General features: G+C 69.9%; 12 protein-coding genes. 6 read left to right on the top strand and 6 right to left on the bottom strand.

Translation table 11 applies throughout. The features are described 5' to 3' along the window. Nucleotides 1-44: 44 nt before the first annotated feature. The gene (locus OHB21_RS03060) at nucleotides 45-992 is read right to left on the bottom strand and encodes a DMT family transporter (RefSeq protein ID WP_170160779.1); all 948 of its coding nucleotides are present in this window, start codon (nucleotides 990-992) and stop codon (nucleotides 45-47) included. Nucleotides 993-1,108: 116 nt separating this feature from the next. Between OHB21_RS03060 and OHB21_RS03055 the strand changes: the two genes are divergently transcribed. The 3 genes from OHB21_RS03055 to OHB21_RS03045 are packed head-to-tail and all read left to right on the top strand — an operon-like array spanning nucleotide 1,109 to nucleotide 3,598. After that, nucleotides 1,109-1,918, top strand: coding sequence for an S-methyl-5'-thioadenosine phosphorylase (locus tag OHB21_RS03055; RefSeq protein ID WP_067507340.1), 810 nt, complete (start codon nucleotides 1,109-1,111; stop codon nucleotides 1,916-1,918). Between the two features lie 42 nt (nucleotides 1,919-1,960). Then, nucleotides 1,961-2,977 (top strand): NAD-dependent epimerase/dehydratase family protein, encoded by a 1,017-nt coding sequence (locus OHB21_RS03050; RefSeq protein WP_195125512.1) that lies wholly within the window; start codon nucleotides 1,961-1,963, stop codon nucleotides 2,975-2,977. A gap of 60 nt (nucleotides 2,978-3,037) precedes the next feature. Then, complete coding sequence (locus OHB21_RS03045; protein WP_195125511.1) at nucleotides 3,038-3,598, top strand: NADPH-dependent FMN reductase; 561 nt, start codon at nucleotides 3,038-3,040, stop codon at nucleotides 3,596-3,598. Here OHB21_RS03045 and eccE read toward each other — a convergent pair. Continuing rightward, the gene (gene eccE / locus OHB21_RS03040) at nucleotides 3,586-5,235 is read right to left on the bottom strand and encodes a type VII secretion protein EccE (protein ID WP_195125548.1); all 1,650 of its coding nucleotides are present in this window, start codon (nucleotides 5,233-5,235) and stop codon (nucleotides 3,586-3,588) included. The genes OHB21_RS03045 and eccE overlap by 13 nt on opposite strands. 110 nt (nucleotides 5,236-5,345) lie before the next feature. On the opposite strand from eccE, the gene eccB reads away from it, so the two are divergent. After that, nucleotides 5,346-6,839, top strand: coding sequence for a type VII secretion protein EccB (eccB, locus tag OHB21_RS03035; RefSeq protein ID WP_067507331.1), 1,494 nt, complete (start codon nucleotides 5,346-5,348; stop codon nucleotides 6,837-6,839). Between the two features lie 347 nt (nucleotides 6,840-7,186). Here eccB and mycP read toward each other — a convergent pair whose 3' ends face one another. Both mycP and eccD read right to left on the bottom strand, forming a co-directional pair. After that, nucleotides 7,187-8,545, bottom strand: coding sequence for a type VII secretion-associated serine protease mycosin (gene mycP / locus OHB21_RS03030; RefSeq protein ID WP_195125547.1), 1,359 nt, complete (start codon nucleotides 8,543-8,545; stop codon nucleotides 7,187-7,189). Between the two features lie 41 nt (nucleotides 8,546-8,586). Continuing rightward, entirely contained in the window at nucleotides 8,587-10,053 is a 1,467-nt protein-coding gene (eccD, locus tag OHB21_RS03025; protein WP_195125510.1) for a type VII secretion integral membrane protein EccD, read from the bottom strand. A gap of 173 nt (nucleotides 10,054-10,226) precedes the next feature. Between eccD and eccCa the strand changes: the two genes are divergently transcribed. Then, a complete protein-coding gene (eccCa, locus tag OHB21_RS03020) occupies nucleotides 10,227-14,270 on the top strand; it encodes a type VII secretion protein EccCa (protein ID WP_067507324.1) in 4,044 nt (1,347 codons plus the stop codon). After that, the gene (locus OHB21_RS03015) at nucleotides 14,270-15,721 is read left to right on the top strand and encodes a type VII secretion-associated protein (RefSeq protein WP_067507321.1); all 1,452 of its coding nucleotides are present in this window, start codon (nucleotides 14,270-14,272) and stop codon (nucleotides 15,719-15,721) included. The genes eccCa and OHB21_RS03015 overlap by 1 nt, the downstream gene beginning before the upstream one ends. Nucleotides 15,722-16,518: 797 nt before the next feature. Here OHB21_RS03015 and OHB21_RS03010 read toward each other — a convergent pair. Both OHB21_RS03010 and OHB21_RS03005 read right to left on the bottom strand, forming a co-directional pair. Beyond that, nucleotides 16,519-16,809 (bottom strand): WXG100 family type VII secretion target, encoded by a 291-nt coding sequence (locus OHB21_RS03010; RefSeq protein ID WP_067507318.1) that lies wholly within the window; start codon nucleotides 16,807-16,809, stop codon nucleotides 16,519-16,521. 33 nt (nucleotides 16,810-16,842) lie between these two features. Next, nucleotides 16,843-17,172, bottom strand: coding sequence for a WXG100 family type VII secretion target (locus tag OHB21_RS03005; protein ID WP_195125509.1), 330 nt, complete (start codon nucleotides 17,170-17,172; stop codon nucleotides 16,843-16,845). Nucleotides 17,173-17,305 lie beyond the last annotated feature (133 nt).

Raw genomic sequence — 17,305 nt, 5'->3', positions numbered from 1 at the left:
GCCGGTCTGATACCCCCCTAGGGTACAGGCGTTCCGGCGTCTTGTCAGGTCGGGGTGCGGCGCGAGGCGGACTCCGCGCGCCGCACCGACCGCTGTTCGGCACCGTACCTGGCCAGCGCGATACCGCCCACCACGAGCGTCGCACCGGCCGCTTGCACCGGCGCGATCGCCTCGGCGAGCAGCAGCCACGACAGCGCCACCGCGAACAGCACCTCGCTCAACAGGATCAGCGAGGTGAGCGTCGCGCCGATCCGCGCCGTCCCCGCGACGGCGCAGAGATAGGGCACCACGGTGCTCATCACGATCAACAATGCCAGTGCCAGCCAGGTGGGCAGGTCGCGGTGGTTCATCGTCGCCGTGGCCGCGCCGAAATGGATGGGCAGCAGCGATACCGCGCCCAGCGCCCATGCCGTCAAGGCCGCGACCACCATGCCCGATCCGAGCAGCGCCACCGGTTCCAGGTTGTCGGACGCGCGCGCCGAGACCAGGAAGAACGCCGCGTTGCACACCATCGACAGCGCCGCCCAGCCGAGGCCGGGCAGGCTCAGCCCGCCGGTGTCGAAGACGTTGATGACCAGCGCCGCCCCGGTCAGCGCCACGCCCGCGCCGAACAGCGTCGCCCCCGACGGCCGGCGCCCGCGCACCGCCCAGTCCCAGCCGATCACCACGATCGGCGCGAGGAACTGGATCATCAAGGTGACCCCTACATGCAGGTATTGCAGGGACAGGAAGAACGTCGCCTGCACGCCGGCCACCCCGATCACGCCGAACAGGACGACCGTGCGCAGGTGGCGCAGGCTGTCGCGCAATCCGGCGCGCTCGGTGAGCGCGGCCAGCGCGAGCAGCAGCGCCGCCGCGCCGGTCAGCCGCAGCGCCAGCACCGCGCCCGGCGACCAGTCCGCCACCATCACCGATTTCGCCAGCGGGCCCGAGCTGGCGAAGGTCAGCCCACTCGTCACCGTCAGCCACACACCGGCCCGCGCACGCGACACCGCTACCTCACCTTCGACCGGGAATCGTCCCATCATTACCGATGCCCTCCGGTGACCGTCGTCACCACCGGCTCCCGGTGGTGCACCGGGGCCGGGCGGGCGCGAGAATCGAGCGCATGAGTTCGCTTCCCCGGCCCGCCCTCGCCGTCATCGGCGGCAGTGGCTTCTACGACTTCTTCGACAACGACGCCACCACCGTCGAGGTCGACACCCCGTACGGGAAACCGAGCGCACCGATCGCCGTGGGCGAGGTCGAGGGCCGCCCCGTCGCGTTCGTGCCGCGCCACGGCAAACAGCACGAGTTCGCGCCGCACACCCTGCCCTACCGGGCCAACCTGTGGGCGTTGCGGTCGCTCGGCGTGCGGCGGGTGCTCGCGCCGTGCGCGGTCGGCAGCCTGCGCGCGGACTGGGGGCCGGGCACCGTCGCGGTGCCGGATCAGCTGGTCGACCGCACCTCCGGCCGCGAGCAGACCTACTTCGACGGCGGCGGCGTGCACGTCTCGTTCGCCGACCCCTACTGCGACGAATTGCGTTCGGCCGTCGTGAAATCCGAGATCGAGGCGCTGCCGCTCAAAGCGGGCGGCACCATGGTCGTGGTGCAGGGCCCGCGCTTCTCCACTCGCGCCGAGAGCCGCTGGTTCGCCGGGCAGGGCTGGGATCTGGTGAACATGACCGGGCACCCGGAGGCCGTGCTGGCCAGGGAACTCGAACTCTGCTACGCCGCCGTCGCGCTGGTCACCGACCTCGACGCCGGACTGGAGGAGGGCGACGGTGTGCACGCGGTGGACGTGTTCGCCGAGTTCAAGCGCAATCTCGCGCCGTTCAAGGAGCTCATCCGCGCGTCGGTGGCGGCGGTGAGCGGCACCGACACCTGCGATCGGTGCCGCGTGCACACGGGCGTGTCGCTGCCGTTCGCACTACCGTGATCGCATGGGACGGCGCGACGTTCGCGTAGCGGGGCGGTCCCGATGAAGGTGCTGCTGACCGGCGCCGCCGGATTCATCGGGTCGCGGGTCCGTCGAGCCCTCGGCGCGGCGGGGCACGAGGTCGTGGGCGTCGATCTGATGCTCGCGTCCGTGCACGGTCCCGAGGCACGGCTGCCGGACGGTGTGGTTCAGGTCGACGTGCGCGACCGGGAGGCGTTGGTCCCGCTGCTCGCGGGGGTGGACAGCGTATGCCATCTCGCCGCGCTGGTCGGCGACGAATCCGACTCCGGCACCGGTGATTTCGTGCTGCACAACGATCACGCCACGGCGGTGCTGCTCGCCGGGATGGCCGACGCGGGTGTGCGCAGCTTGGTGCTCGCGTCGTCGGTGGTCGTGTACGGAGAGGGGCGCTATCGCGCCGTGCGGGGCGGCCCGTTCTTCCCCGGGTTGCGCTCGCGCGCCGATCTCGATCGCGGGATGTTCGACCATCGTGCGCCCCGCAGCGGGGAAGTGCTCACCTGGGAACCGGTCGCGGAGGACACGCCGCCGCGTCCGCGCAGCGCATACGCGGCGAGCAAGGCGGCGCAGGAACACTATGCGTACGCGTGGGGGTTGAACGCGGGCGCGGCCGTCACGGTGCTGCGCCACCACAGCGTGTACGGGGAGGGCGCGCGCGTCGGGCCCGCGGCCCGGTTCCGCGACGACCTGCTGGTCGGTCGCGCGCCCCGCGTCTTCGAGGACGGCGGACAGGTGCGCGATCTGGTGCACGTCGACGACGTCGTCGTCGCCACCGTCGCGGCCGTCGAACGTCAGCCGCCGGGTTTCGTCCCGCTCAATATCGCCTCCGGCCATCCGATCACCCTGTGGGAGGTCGCGTCCCTCATGGCGAAGGCCACCGGCGGCCCCACCCCGGTCGTCACCGGCCAGTACCGGATCGGGGATGTCCGCCACTTCGTCGGCGACCATCGCCGCGCGGCGCACACGATCGGCTTCACAGCCCGGGTCGCTCCGGCGCAGGGCTTGGCCGAATTCGCCAGGGGTGCAGTGGAGAACAGCTGAGCGGAGGGCCGGCCGGCGTGCGAGAGGTCGCTCCGGCTACCGCCGCATTACCATCGCGGCGTGGATACCCCCTTGCGGCTGGAAGTCATCGTGGCCAGTGTTCGTCCCGAGCGGTTCGCGCCGGTCGTGGCCGACTGGTACCTGCGCACCGTGCGGGAGAGGTCCGAATTCGATACGGGCGTCCTCGATCTCCTCGACACACCGCTGCCCATGGACCTCACGGAGACCCCGGCGGTGCGGGCGTATCGGGAGCGGCTCGCGGCCGCCGACGCGTTCGTGGCGATCACCTCCGAGTACAACCACGGCTACCCGGCCTCGCTCAAGACCGCCCTGGACACCGCCAAGCGCGAATGGCGCGGCAAGCCCATCGCTTTCGTGTCCTACGGTGGACTGTCCGGTGGCCTGCGCGCCGTCGAGCAACTGCGGCAGGTGGTGGGCGAGATCCACATGGTGTCGGTGCGCGAGACCGTCAGCTTCCACCAGGCCAAGCGCCGGTTCGACGCGACCGGCACGCCCACCGACGGCGCCGCGCTCGATGCCGTCGAACGCCAACTGCGCCAACTCGCCTGGTGGGGGCGGCATCTGCGCGCCGCGCGGGCCGCCGACCCCTATCCGGGCTGACCGGCCATCGCGCGGCGCCCGCGCGGGTGGCCGATGTAGGTGGCCTCGCGCGGGATCGACACCAGCGTCAGATCCACCTGCGCGGTGCCGGTGCGCAGCACCACGTGGTTGCCGATCGCGCCCGGCTGGTGGATCGACAGGTCGGGACGGGTGGCGGGCCAGCCCATCGGATCGCCCGTCACGTAGATGGTGGTGACACCGGCGTGCGGCGCGGGCGCCAGCACACCGTCCACCACGGTGGCGGTGAATCCCGCGTCGGACTGGTGGGTTTCGACGGCGATGGTGAGCCGCTCGGGATTGCCGATGGTCTGCACCAGGTTCTCCCACGCGTGCGCGCGGTCGGTGCGGATCAGGATGCGCTCGCCGACGGCCAGCGCGCGGAACACCAGCTGCTGGGCCAGATACAGCTCGCCCGCGACGTATACGGTCGAGATGCCCTGGCCGATGATGCGCACCGCCACACCTTGATTGCTCTCGTCGGAGCCGATCAGCTGGCCGCAGCCCGACGAGGGCAGGTGCAGCGCGCCGATCACATCGATCGGGTACTCGGTCATCGGGACGGTGTCGTCGACGCCGGGCACCGCCAGCGGCAGGTGCGCGAGCAGGCTGTCGCGGTGGCGGCCGTTCATCGACACCATGCCCTTGAGCTTGCCGCGTTCGGGCAGTTCACGGGCGGTGAGACGCCAGGCGGCGCCGATGGTCACCGACTCCGCCGAACTGCCGGGGCGCAGGCGCACCGTGACCGTGGTGCCGCGCGAGGGCGCGACCCACAGCTGGGACAGCAGATCCGAGCCGAGGTGCTTCGGATCGACCGCGCTGCCGATGTTCACGGCGTTGCCGAGTTCGGCGTAGCGCCAGCGATGGGTGAGCGTGCGCGGATCGAAACCGGCGGTGATCTGCAGGACCGCCTTGCGGATCTCGGGCGCGGTCAGGATGCGGGCGTTGCAGTCGGCGTCCTCGAGCGCGCGCATGATGCGCTGCGTCGCGACGGTCACCGCACGCGAGGCGCCCTCGCTGCCGCCGCCGCGCCGGGCCGCCGCGTCGGGGCACTCGATGGCATCGAAGCTGATCGCCAGCCACACCGCGCGATGCGCGGTGGCGGGCAGCGGGCCCAGCAGGGACTCGTAGATCTTGCCCGCGGGCGTGCCCGCCCGGCTGCGGTGGCCGTGGCTGATGATGTCGATGCCGCTGAGCAGGATGTCGTGCTGGTTCAGGCACTGCGCGAGCTCCGGCAGCGGCAGCAGGTGCGAGGCCAGCACGGTGCTGCTGGAGATGCGGGTCAGCCCGCCGCGCGGCGGCAGCACCTCGACCACGGTGACCACCCGGCTGCCGTCCCAGTACAGGCCGAGCGAGCGATCGTCGGAGCCGCGGAAGTCGACGGTGTCGCCGAGCTCGTACTCGCGGCGGGTCAGGTAGCGCCACCAGGTGGTGATCCACTGCAGCAGCGTGCGTTTGGCCACCGGGATGAGCGGGATGAGACCGGCGGCGATCGCGATGCCGAGCGCGATCCAGCCGTCGAGTCCGCACAGCACCGCGATCAACCCGGCGATCAGCCCCACGACCTGCGCGACCAGCAGATTCGGCAGCGAGATACGGCCGAGGAGCGGGCGCGGCCCGGTCCCGGTGGCTACAGCCATCATCGTCCCCCAAATACCCGGATCGACCGTTCGCACCGGCCGAGCTGAACAACAGTCCCAGGGAACTGTACTGTGTTCGGCGAACGCGAGCACTGTTCGGGGGAGGAACCATGCCTTCAAAGCCCACTACTCGCTGGCAGGTGAGCGGCTACCGCTTCCTGGTGCGGCGAATGGAGCACGCCCTGGTCCGCCGGGACGTGCGAATGTTGCACGATCCGATGCGCTCGCAGACGCGTGCCTACGCGGTCGGTCTGGTGCTGGCCTGCGTCGTCCTCGCGGGCTGCGGCATCCTGGCCCTGCTGCGGCCGCAGGACAAGATCGGCAGCAACACGCTGTTGATCGGCAAGGAATCCGGCGGCGTATACGTCGTCATCGACGGTGTGGTGCACCCGGCGCTGAACCTGGCCTCGGCTCGGCTGGCCGCCGACGACGCGGGCAAGGCCGTCATAGTCAAGGAGTCCGAGCTGAGCAAGAAGCCGCGCGGCCAGCTCATCGGCATCCCCGGCGCGCCCGCCGCGCTCCGCTACGACAAGGACGGCAAGGGCCGGGCCTGGAGCGTCTGCGATGTGCTCAAGGTCGACGGGTCCGGTGACATGACCACCACCATCATCGCGGGCGATCCGGAGCTCGGGGACAAAGCCAGCGCCATGCCGGGCGACAAGGCGCTGCTCGTCACGGTCAACGACCAGGCGTACCTGGTGTACGACCAGCAGCGCGCCCGCGTCGACATGACCGACCGCAAGGTGACCGACGCGCTCGGCATCACCGGCCGCACCCCGCGCCCGGTGAGCGAGGGCCTGATCAACGCGATTCCCGAAGTGCTGCCGATCATTCCGCCCAAGATCAACGATCCCGGCGCGAGCGTGAGCTACCAGATCGGGGGGCACCGCGTGGGTGATGTGGTGCAGGTGTCGACCGAGCCCGACCAGGACTACGTGGTGTTGCAGGAGGGCCTGCAGCCGGTGTCGCGCCTGACCGCCGACATCATCCGCAACACCTACCGCCTCTCGCCGGGCGACACCAAGATCGATCAGACCGACAAGGTGGCCGCGCAGGTGGCCGATTCCCTTGCGGTGTCGACCTATCCGCGGGTGCAGCCCACCGTGGTCGACGTCGAGGACCAGCCGGTCAGCTGCATGTCCTGGAAGCCCATTCCGGCCGCCGACCGCAGCACCGACGGCGGCAAGCGCGCCGAACTGTCGGTCCTCACCGGCGTGACGCTGCCCATCCCGGACAACGCCAAGCCGGTGTCGCTGGCCAAGGCCGACGGTTCCGGGCCCAACGCCGACACGGTGTACGTGCCGCCGGGCACCGGCGCGTTCGTGCAGACCACCGGCATCGAAGAGGATAGCCAGCGCAAGGACAGCATGTTCTACGTCGCCGACACCGGCGTGCGCTACGGCATCAAGAACGCCGCCGCCCAGAAGGCGCTCGGTCTGGACGCGGAGGCGGGCGTGACCCCCGAGCCCGCGCCGTGGCCGATCGTGGGCCTGCTGGCCAACGGGCCCACGCTGGGCCGCGAGGAGGCGATGGTCGCCCACGACGGTGTCGCCCCCGACCCGTCACCCGCGCCCAAGCCGGTGGGCAACCAGAACAGCAACTGAGTCGAGTATTCGGACGCCGCACCGGGAGTTCTTGCCGGTGCGGCGTTTTCGTGTGGCGGTGCGTGAGATGCCCGGTCTGTCGGCCACGTCGGCTTCTGGGCTCGAGCCGCGCGTGGAGCGCGTCGGGCCAGCGGCTCCACTCCCCGGGGCAGGGGCTGACGGAGGTCGGGGTCGGACGAGACCCTTCGCGCGCGACAAGCGCGACGTGTCCGGGAAGGCACGATGCCTTGTTGTTCCCCCGCGCAACGCCGGAGATTCGGACGAGGCACGCGGTCGTTGCTGTGCGCCACGCCCCGAACACCGAACGGGCCCGCGCGAATTCACTTCACGCGGGCCCGTTCGCCGTCTCACATGTCGTCGGACGTGACGCCGAATCTTCTCCTGATCGGGAACGACGCCAGGTATCCGAGGATCAGCGCACCCGCGATCACGCCCGTACCGATCAACGCCACGTTGCGTGCGGTGTTGTCCGGCGGCACCGGCGGCGGGGGCACGGCGAGTTGGGTGCTCTTGGCCGGCGTCGGCTGCTTCGGCGGCAGTTCGTCGGGGATCTCGGCTGTGAGCGCGCCGAGCGGGTCGACGGAGCCGTACCCGATATACGGATTCCAGCCCTCGGCCGGCGCGTGCGCCGTGGCCTGGATGCGCTTGATCACCTCGCGCGCGCTCATCTCGGGGAAGCGAGCCCGTACCAGCGCCGCCACGCCCGCCACCAACGGTGTCGCGAAGCTCGTCCCGCTGATCGGCCCCTGTGACCCGCGCTGGTCGACCACGCCTTTCGCGGTGCCGTCGCTGCGCGGGTTCAGCGAGATCATGTTCTCGCCCAGCGCGGCGACGCTCAGCCACGGGCCCGGCACGGTGAAGCTGGACGGCGCGCCGTTGCTGTCGATCGAACCGACGGCCAGCACGTACTCGTCCCAGCGGGCCGGGCTCACGTTCATCGAGACGTTCTCCCACGGATCGGCGGTGGGATCGAGCGGATCGATCGGGCTGCTGTTGCGGCACTTGTCGTTGTCGTTGCCCGCCGCGACCACCACGACGACGTTGCGGTCCACCGCGTACTGCAGCGCCGCGCCGATCGCGCCGTCCAGATCGTTGGCGGTGCCGCACCAGACCTCGGAGATATTGATGACGGTGGCGCCCCGGTCGACCGCGCGTACGATGGCCGAGGCCATGGTGGCGAGGTTGCCGTACCCGTCGGGCAGCTCGTCCGGGCCCTTGTCCCGGCTCGCGCCTTCCTTCTGATACATCTTGCTGGTCTGGCGGATCGTCATGATCCTGGCCTCCGGCGCGACGCCCGCGAAACCCTGTCCTGGCACCTGCGACGCCGCGATCAGGCCCGCGACGAAGGTGCCGTGCCCGTCGCAGTCCTCGGTGCCGTCACCTCCGGCCGCGACGTAGTCACCCGCGGCTTCCAATCCGGGGAGCCGCGGATGCCTGGCCACACCGGTGTCGATGACCGCGACCACTTGGCCCGCGCCTTTGGAGAACTGCCAGGCCCGCTCCAGATTGAGGGCGCGCTGCGCCTCGGGGATCGTCGGACCGTCACCGCCGATCACGATATCCGCGCAGTTCGAGTTCGGCGGGCGCTCGGTGGGTTCCGGGGGCGCGGCCGGATCGCCCGCCGGACGCAGTGCGGGATTCACCGCGGGTGGACGGTCGGCGTGCGCGACGCCGGGACCGGAGAAGGTGCCGAACGACGCCGACATACCCAGCGTCACCGCCACCGCGGCGACGCGCAGTCGCGCGTTCACAGCCCGCGGACGAGGGAGTAGAGCGAGGTCACCCAGAACACCAGCGGCAGCACCGCGGCCACGAAGCCGTACTCGAGCAGTTCCACACCGCGGCGCATCGGCGGGGTCGCCGACTGGTTCGGGATGATGATGCCCAAAATGAGCGCGACGACCAGGATCAGCATGGCCGCGCCGAACACCGCCAGCGGCATGTCCATCTCGAAACTCATCGCGACCAGCATGATCAGCACGATCGACGCACCGCCCGCGATCAGCACGACGGCCTGCTCGGCGCCCGCGTAGGTCCGGCTGCGGAACATCAGCACCACCGCGCACACCAGCGCCAGCGCGATGCCCTGCCAGTACGGCTGGTTCCCCTGCGGATCGGTCGCGGCCAGCGCGCCGACGACGGTGACCAGTGTGGTCGCGGCGACCAGACCGGCCAGGTACATGCGGGCGCGCTCGGACTTCACCCGCAGCGCCTCCATGGTGGGCAGCGCGCGGTGGTCGTCCGGATCGTCCTCGGTGGGGTCGATCGGGGTGCCGGGGGAGGGGACCGGCGGCAGCGGCAGCTTGGCCAGCAGCATCGACAGCCGCGGCGAGAGCGAGAGCCCGATGAGGCCCAGCGCCGCGGCGACCGCGCCGATCGCCTTGACGGGCTGCTCGGTGAGCAGTCCGACCAGGGCGGCGGGCACCGCGTACACCGCCAGCGCGGAGACGCCGATGAACAGCGCCAGCCCGACGCCGGTGACGCGCCAGGCCAGGATCGCCGTCGCGCCGAGCAGCACCGAGCCGAGCAGCAGGTGCGCCCAGCCGTAATGGTCTGGGACATAGAGCATTCCGGCGGTGAACGCCGCGGGCAGGGCGCAGCCGCCCAGCACCAGCGCGGTCGCGGTGTCGCCGTACATCCTGCTCAGCACCATGCCCGCGACGACGAGCAGGATGGCCACCACCAGCGGGATGGAACCGCTCACCCACACCGGCATCTCGTCGGGTGCGAGCAGCAGGCCCAGGCAGCCGACCAGCATGGTGAGCGCCGCCAGCACCGAACCGGTGATGCGCGCGGTCTTGGGCGTCCAGCTGCGGTAGTGGTCGGCGTCGGCGATCGCGACGTTGTACATGATGTCGTCGAACAGCGGCGTCGGGGCGGTGTGCGACGCGCTCTCGAGCATCAGCAGCTCGCCGTCGCGCACACCGTGCTCGCCGAGGCTGAGCGAGTTGGAGAACGGTGGGTGCCCGATGCGGGCGAGCACCCATTCGGCGGGCTCGAAGCGCTCGCCCTCGTTGTCGAAGTCGTTGGTCCTGCTGTGCTGGGCGACCATGTCGACGACACTCGGGATCACCAGCGCGACCGGCACGTCCACGGGAATGGCCATGTCGACCTGGGTGTGCTTGGCCAGGATGGTCACCCGGGCCAGGTCCGGCGCGCGCACGATGCCGCGCGAGGAGTCTTCATCGATGTGGTCAAGTCGCGCGTGCGTCAAACTTCCCCCAACCTGGTGTTCTACGTCGAGTATTCGCCGTCCCGCGCGCCGGGCAGCGAGTTTGCGACCCCGGCGTCCGGGCAGCAGAATGCAGGTCGAACTGTACGACATGTCGGCGGTGGCCTCTACACTGAGGCCGAACTTGCAGGTTGCGTAGAGGGGGATCTCATCCGATGAGCACTGTCCGGTTCCAGCGTCGTGCGCGTCGTGAGATGCCACGCACGCCCGGCGGCGAGGTGACGCTGCAGCCGCCACCCGAGATCCCCCGGGTCACACCGGGCAACCTGCTCATGAAGATGATGCCGGTCGTCATGATCGTGGCGATGGTCGGCATGATGGCGCTGCTGTTCACCCAGGGTAGCGGCATCGCGTCCAACCCCATGATGATGATGTTCCCGGTCATGATGCTGTTCTCCATGGTCGGCATGTTCGCGGGCCAGGGCGGGGGCAAGGGCCAGAAGGCCGCCGAGGCCAACGAGGACCGCAAGGACTACCTGCGTTATCTGGACCAGGTCCGCAAAGACGTCGACGAGACCGCCAAACAGCAGCGCGCCTCGGTGGAGTGGAGCCACCCCGAGCCCGGTCTGATCTGGATGCTCGCGGGCACCAGCCGCATGTGGGAGCGCCGCGCGGGGGACAAGGACTTCTGCCACGCCCGCATCGGCATCGGCGGCCAGCGCCTGGCCACCCGGCTGGTCGCCCCCGAGACCGGCCCGGTCGAGGAGCTCGAGCCGATCGCGGCGGTGTCGCTGCGCCGCTTCGTGCGCGCCCACTCCACCGTGCCCGACCTGCCGACGGCCATCGCCGTGAAGGGCTTCGCGACCATCGCGCTCGACGGCGACCGCGAGCAGGCGCGCGACATGGTGCGCGCGATGTTGTTGCAGCTGTGCATGTTCCAGGGTCCCGACCAGGTGCTGGTGGCCGTCGTCGCCGGGCCCGACACGGCCCGCGAGTGGGAGTGGACCAAGTGGCTCCCGCACACCCAGCACCCCGACGCCCAGGACGGCATCGGCTCGCAGCGCATGTTCTACGGCTCCATCCGGGAGGCGATGGCGGGCCTGCAGCCGCTGCTGGCCAACCGCGTCCGCTACTCCCGCAACCAGCCCGCCAACGCGAACCTGGTGCAGCTCGTCATCGTCGTCGACGGCGGCCTGCTCGAGGCCGAGGACGACCAGCTGCGCGAATCGGGCTACGAGGGCGTCACCCTCATCGACCTGTGCGGGTACGCGCCGCGCCTGGCGGTGTCGCGCGGTATCAAGATGGTGATCGAGAACGGCGAGTGCGTCGGCCGCGGCGCGACCGGCAACCAGGAGCGGTTCGCGACGATCGACCGGATCAGCGCCCAGCAGGCCCAGCAGGCCGCCCGCCGCCTCGCGCCCTACCGCGCCGCCACCCAGCGCAGCAGCGATGTGGAAACCGATGACGCCGAGGTGATCTCGTCGTGGGCGCAGCTGATGAACCTCGGCGACATCGGCACCTTCAATCCGGAGAGCGCCTGGCGCCCGCGCTACGGCCGCGAGCGGCTGCGCGTCCCGTTCGGCCTGGACGCCGCGGGCCTGCCGATCGAACTCGACATCAAGGAAGCCGCCGAGAGCGGTATGGGCCCGCACGGCCTGTGCATCGGCGCCACCGGTTCCGGTAAGTCGGAGTTCCTGCGCACGCTGGTGCTCAGCCTGCTCGCCACCCATTCACCCGACCAGCTGAACCTGGTCCTCGTCGACTTCAAGGGTGGTGCGACCTTCCTCGGCCTGGACGGTGTGCCGCACGTCGCGGCCGTCATCACCAACCTGGAAGAGGAAGCCGACCTCGTCGACCGTATGAAGGACGCCCTGGCCGGTGAGATGAACCGCCGCCAGGAAGTGCTGCGCCAGGCGGGCAACTTCGCCAACGTCTCCGAATACGAGAAGGCGCGCGCCGCCGGCGCCGACCTGGACCCGCTGCCCGCGCTGTTCGTGGTGCTCGACGAGTTCTCCGAACTGCTCACCCAGCACCCCGACTTCGCCGAGCTGTTCGTCATGATCGGCCGCCTGGGCCGCTCGCTGCACGTGCACCTGCTGCTGGCCTCGCAGCGCCTGGAAGAGGGCAAGCTCAAGGGCCTGGAGAGCCACCTGTCCTACCGGATCGGCCTGAAGACGTTCTCCGCCAACGAATCTCGCCAGGTGCTCGGCGTGCCCGACGCCTACAACCTGCCCAACAGCCCGGGTGGCGGCTACCTCAAGTCCGACTCCGGCGAGATCCGGCGCTTCCAGGCGTCCTATGTCTCCGGGCCCTACGTCGGCGGCGGTTCGCAGCGCGAGGTCACCCAGGCGGGCGTCGCGGGCGGCGAGATCGATGTGAAGGCACGGCCGTTCACCGCCCACCACGTGGATTTCCGTGCCATCGACCGGGTGCCGCTGCCCACGCAGTCCAACGCCCAGCCCGAGGAGCACCGCAACGAGGAGGGCGAGAAGATCTCCAACGTGGACATGCTCGTCTCCCGCATCCGGGGCCACGGCCGTCCCGCGCACGAGATCTGGCTGCCGCCGCTGGACGAGGCGTCCACGCTCGACCAGCTCATCCCGCGTTCCATCCTCACCGGCGAGTACTCGGCGGTCGCCACACTGCGCGCGCCGATCGGCATCGTCGACCGCCCCTACGACCAGCGGCGCGACCCGATGGTCGTCGATCTGTCCGGTTCACGCGGCAACGTGGCCGTGGTCGGTGGCCCGCAGTCCGGTAAGTCGACCGCGCTGCGCACCATGATCATGGCGCTGTCCATGACGCACACCGCCGAGCAGGTGCAGTTCTACTGCCTCGACTTCGGTGGTGGCACGCTCTCCAGCCTCCAGGGCCTGCCGCACGTCGGTTCGGTGGCCAGCCGTCTCGACGAGGACAAGGTGCGCCGCACGGTCGCCGAGATGACGACCATCGTGCGCCAGCGCGAGGCGCGGTTCCGCCAGCTCGGCATCGAGTCGATGGCCGAGTTCCGCCGTCTGCGCTCGATGGATCCCTCCAGCAGCCCCGCCGCCGCGGGCGCGCACGAGGACCCGTTCGGCGACGTGTTCCTGGTGATCGACGGTTTCGGCTCCATCCGCCAGGATTTCGATCCGCTGGAACAGCCCATCATGAACCTCGCCGTGCAGGGCCTCTCCTACGGCGTGCACGTGGTGATCGCGCTGGCCCGCTGGGCCGAGGCGCGACCGGCGCTCAAGGACCAGATCGGCACCCGCATCGAGCTGCGTCTCGGTGACCCGATGGACTCCGACCTGGGCCGCAAGTTCGCGGCGCTGGTGCCGATGGGCCGCCCCGGCCGCGGTATGACACCGGACTGCCTGCACATGCTCACCGGTCTGCCCCGCATCGACGGCAGCTCGAACCCCGAGACGCTGGGCCAGGCCGTGGCCGACGCGGTCGCCACCATCGCCCGCCTCACCCCGGGCAGGCACGCGCCCGCCGCGCGCATGCTGCCGGAGATGCTGCCGCGCGAGCAGCTGTTGCAGATGGCGGGCAACTGGCCCTCGCAGCTCAACTCGGGCGTCAAGAATCTGCGAATCCCGATCGGTATCAACGAATCCGAGCTGGCGCCGGTCTACCTCGACTTCAACGAGAGCCCGCACTTCATCATCATCGGTGACACGGAGTCGGGTAAGACCACGCTGCTGCGGTCGATCATCGAGGGCATCGCCGCGGCGAACTCGCCGAACGAGGCGCGCTTCATCCTCGGAGACTACCGCCGCACGATGCTCGGCCTGGTGCCGGACGGGTATCTCGCCGGATACGGTTCCACATCGCCGCAGTTCACCCAGAACATGGCCGACTTGGCCGCCTACGTCGCCAAGCGCACGCCGGGCCCCGACGTGACGCCGCAGCAGTTGCGTGAGCGGTCGTGGTGGAGCGGTCCGGAGCTGTTCGTCATCGTCGACGACTACGACCTGGTCGCCACCTCCATGGGCAACCCGGTCTCGGCGCTGGTAGAGCACCTGCCGCACGCGCGCGACCTCGGCTTTCACGTCATCGTCGCCCGCCGCGCCGGTGGTGCCAGCCGCGCCATGTACGAGGCGAGCATGGCGCGTATGAAGGACCTCGGATCCGCGGGCCTGATCATGAGCTGCCCGAAGGACGAGGGTGTGCTGATGGGCACGGTCCGCCCGAGCCCGCTGCCCCCGGGCCGTGGCACGTTCATCACCCGCAACGCGCAGGAACTGATCCAGCTCGGCTGGATGCCGGCGGCCGAGTGATGCCCACCGTCGAACTGGTTCTGACGGAGGCGCGGATCTGGGCTCGCGGCCCCGCCACGCACTGGGACGCCCCGCCCTCGGTCGTGCTCGGCAGCAACGGGAATCTCGTTGTCGGCGAAGCACTGAACCCGGCCGCGCAGGTGAGTTCGGCCGCGCAATTCGTGCCCGCCGACCGGATCGCCCTGCTGCCCCGGGTGCCCTCGGTGGAGGAGTCGCTGACCGCCGTGATCGGGACGGCGCTGGACAACCTCGGTGTCACGGCGCCGTGTGAGCGCATCACGATCGTGTGCCCGACCGAATGGGGCGGGCAGCGCCGCGCCGTGGTCGCCGCGGCCGCACACCGGTTCGCCCACGATGTGGTGTTCGAGGACATGGCGGTGCGCGCCGTCGCCTCCGACGACGGCACCGTGCGCAGCAGGCGTACCGCGGTGCTGGAGTTCGGCGCCGTCGCCACCACCGCCTCCACCGTCACGCGCGACCACCAAGGCGTGCATCTGGAGGCGTGCGAGTACGAGCCGAACCTCGCGCTCGCCGAACTCGGCGTCGACAACCGCGCGTCCGAGGCGCTCGCCGCCCTGCTCGGCCGCTTGCTCGAGGGCGGGCCCGCGGATCTCGTGCAGTTGGTCGGGATGTCCGATCCGGCGAAGCTCGAGGAGATCCGCGCGGTGGTGCACCAGGTCTGCGGCGAGGAGACGGGCATCCGTCCCGTCGCCGGCCCGGACTTGGTGCGGGGTGCACAGGTGGAGCCCGAGTACCGGCCCACCGCCGCGCCCGCCCTGCCGTCGAACGAGTGGTTGCAGCCGCTGCGTGAGCGTGCCGCCGCGCAGTCGCCGCCGCGCCCCACCGCGAAGTATGCTCTCGCCGCCGCCGGCGCTGTCGCCGTGATCGCGGCGGTCGTGGTGGGCGGTGTGGTGGTGTTCGGCGGTTCCGACGATGATGCCACCGCCTCGGCACCCACGACGACGCAATCCGCCGCGCCGTCGGGAGCGGGGTCGCCTTCCACCGCACCGACGACCTCCGCGTCCGGGGCGGGGGAGGAAACCGTTGGCCGCGTGCGCTTCGAGGTCCCGGAGGGCTGGAAACTCGGCGCCCCCACCACGGCCCAAGCCACCCGTGTTGATCTCTCCCCGGTCGACGGCAGCCGGTTCCGCATGACGATCGTCCAGACCCCGGTCGCCGCCGACGCCGGCTACGCCCAGGTCGCCGCCAATCTCGAAGCCCAGATGCGGGAGCGGCCCGCCATGAGCGACCTGCGCCGGGATGTCGTCTTCGGTGGCCGCTCCGGCCTCGCCTACCTGGAACGTCCCGAGGGCGGCTCGATCGTGCAGTGGCACGTCATTGTCGAGCGCGGCATCCAGGTCAGCATCGGGTGCCAGTACGTCGGCAATACGTGGACCGAATTCCAGACCACCTGCGAAGAACTCGCGGCGACCGTTCAAGTGGTGCCGTGATCGTTTCGGTTCGGTGTCGGGCGTGAAGCACGCGCGATAGACGCTGCTGTTGCTCGGTGGTGGCGGACTCTGCTGCCCGGGGGGTACGTACGCTGCGGGCGCGCTGTAGGACGTCGGTGCCGATGGTGAGAGCGGACGCCGCGCTGGAGATCGGTCCGGTGAGCAGTTGCGGTGACAGCGGGCCGATCAGGTAGACAGGGCGGGCGTGCGGGTCGTCGCAGCATCTCCGTCGGGCGGTTGCGGCGATCGCGTCGTTTCGGCGATTCGCCGAATTCGGGTGGTCGGTACGTATTCGGGGTTCCGGTGCCGAAAGCTGTTGTGCCGCTGACGATCTCTCCGGTTGCTCGAGGCGCGACCTCCGCGTTGGGGCTTTCTCCCGGGTAGCTCAGCTACCCCGACGCGGTGCTGTCGGTCGGCGTGCCACGGCTCGGACCTTTTGTACGGGTACTCGGACCTTTGTACGGGGAGATGCGTAATCGGTGGTGACAGGTTCAACGGCGTCGACGTCAGCGAGTGCGCCGCAGGGCAACCGCGTAATCGCCCCTGGCCGGAGCGACTCTCGGCGCACAGCTACGACGAGAAACCTCACCGGAGTGGTACGACCCACTCGTACTCGGCCGGGCAGTTGCTGCTCACCGAGATTTCCGGCCGGCCAGCCGGTTTGGCGCCGTCTCGCACGTCTGCGCACTGAGCAGTCGGCGCATAGCTCAGTGGGGGCACGGTTCTCTCGATCCACCCCTGGAAACAGTTCGGGCCCCGGCTGAAACAGCCGGGGCCCGAACTGGTGAGCGTGGACCTCAGAAGAGGTTGGCGAGCGCCTTGTCGGTGCCCTGCAGCTCCGCGTTGCCGGTGCTGACCAGCGAACCGGCACCCGAGAGGGTGGCCTGCAGCTGCTGGACGTGCTGGTCCCACTGGTGCTGGAACGCGGTGAACGCGTCGTTCGCATCACCTTGCTGGGTTCCGACGAACTCCTTCACCTTGGCGTGGAAGGCGTTCAGCTCGTCGCGGATCCCCTCGGCGCGCTTGATGATCGCCTGGGCACCGGCTTCGACGCCCTCAAAATTGGCTGAGATATTCCGTTCCGACATTTATGTACTCCTTGTCGTGAGGTGCGAGCGGTATCAGACGGCGGGCAGGTCGAGGCTGGAGACCTGGGCCTGCACCTTGGCGGCGTGGTCCTGGTCCTGGTCGTTGAACGAGCCGCTCATCTTCAGGAGCTTGTCGGCAGTCTCCATCAGCTTGTCGTTCATCTTGTCGGCCTGGAAGTAGTACCGCTCCATGAAGGCGTTGAACGCGTCACGCGCGGCGCCTTGCCAGTTGGCGCCGTTGGTGACGGCGTCCTCGTCGGCCTTCAGCGTCCGGATGGCGATCATCAGGCTGTCGTGCTGCTCCCGGAACTCCTTCGCCTTGACGCTGAGTGCCGCTGTATCGGCATTTACTCCATTGCTCATCGCGGTTGCTCCTGCTCTGATCAAGGTCAGCGGCTCTTGTCAGCTGACCGGTTCATAAGGTTGGACGTCACGCCGGTCGGATCGGTTCCATCGAATTTCGGAAAGTTTCGCTGGCCCCGTGCGTCGCGCTCAC

This window comes from Nocardia puris, assembly GCF_036051655.1.
GTDB lineage: Bacteria > Actinomycetota > Actinomycetes > Mycobacteriales > Mycobacteriaceae > Nocardia > Nocardia puris.
Note: the sequence above shows the minus strand (reverse complement) of the source record. Positions and strands in the feature narration are given on the sequence as shown.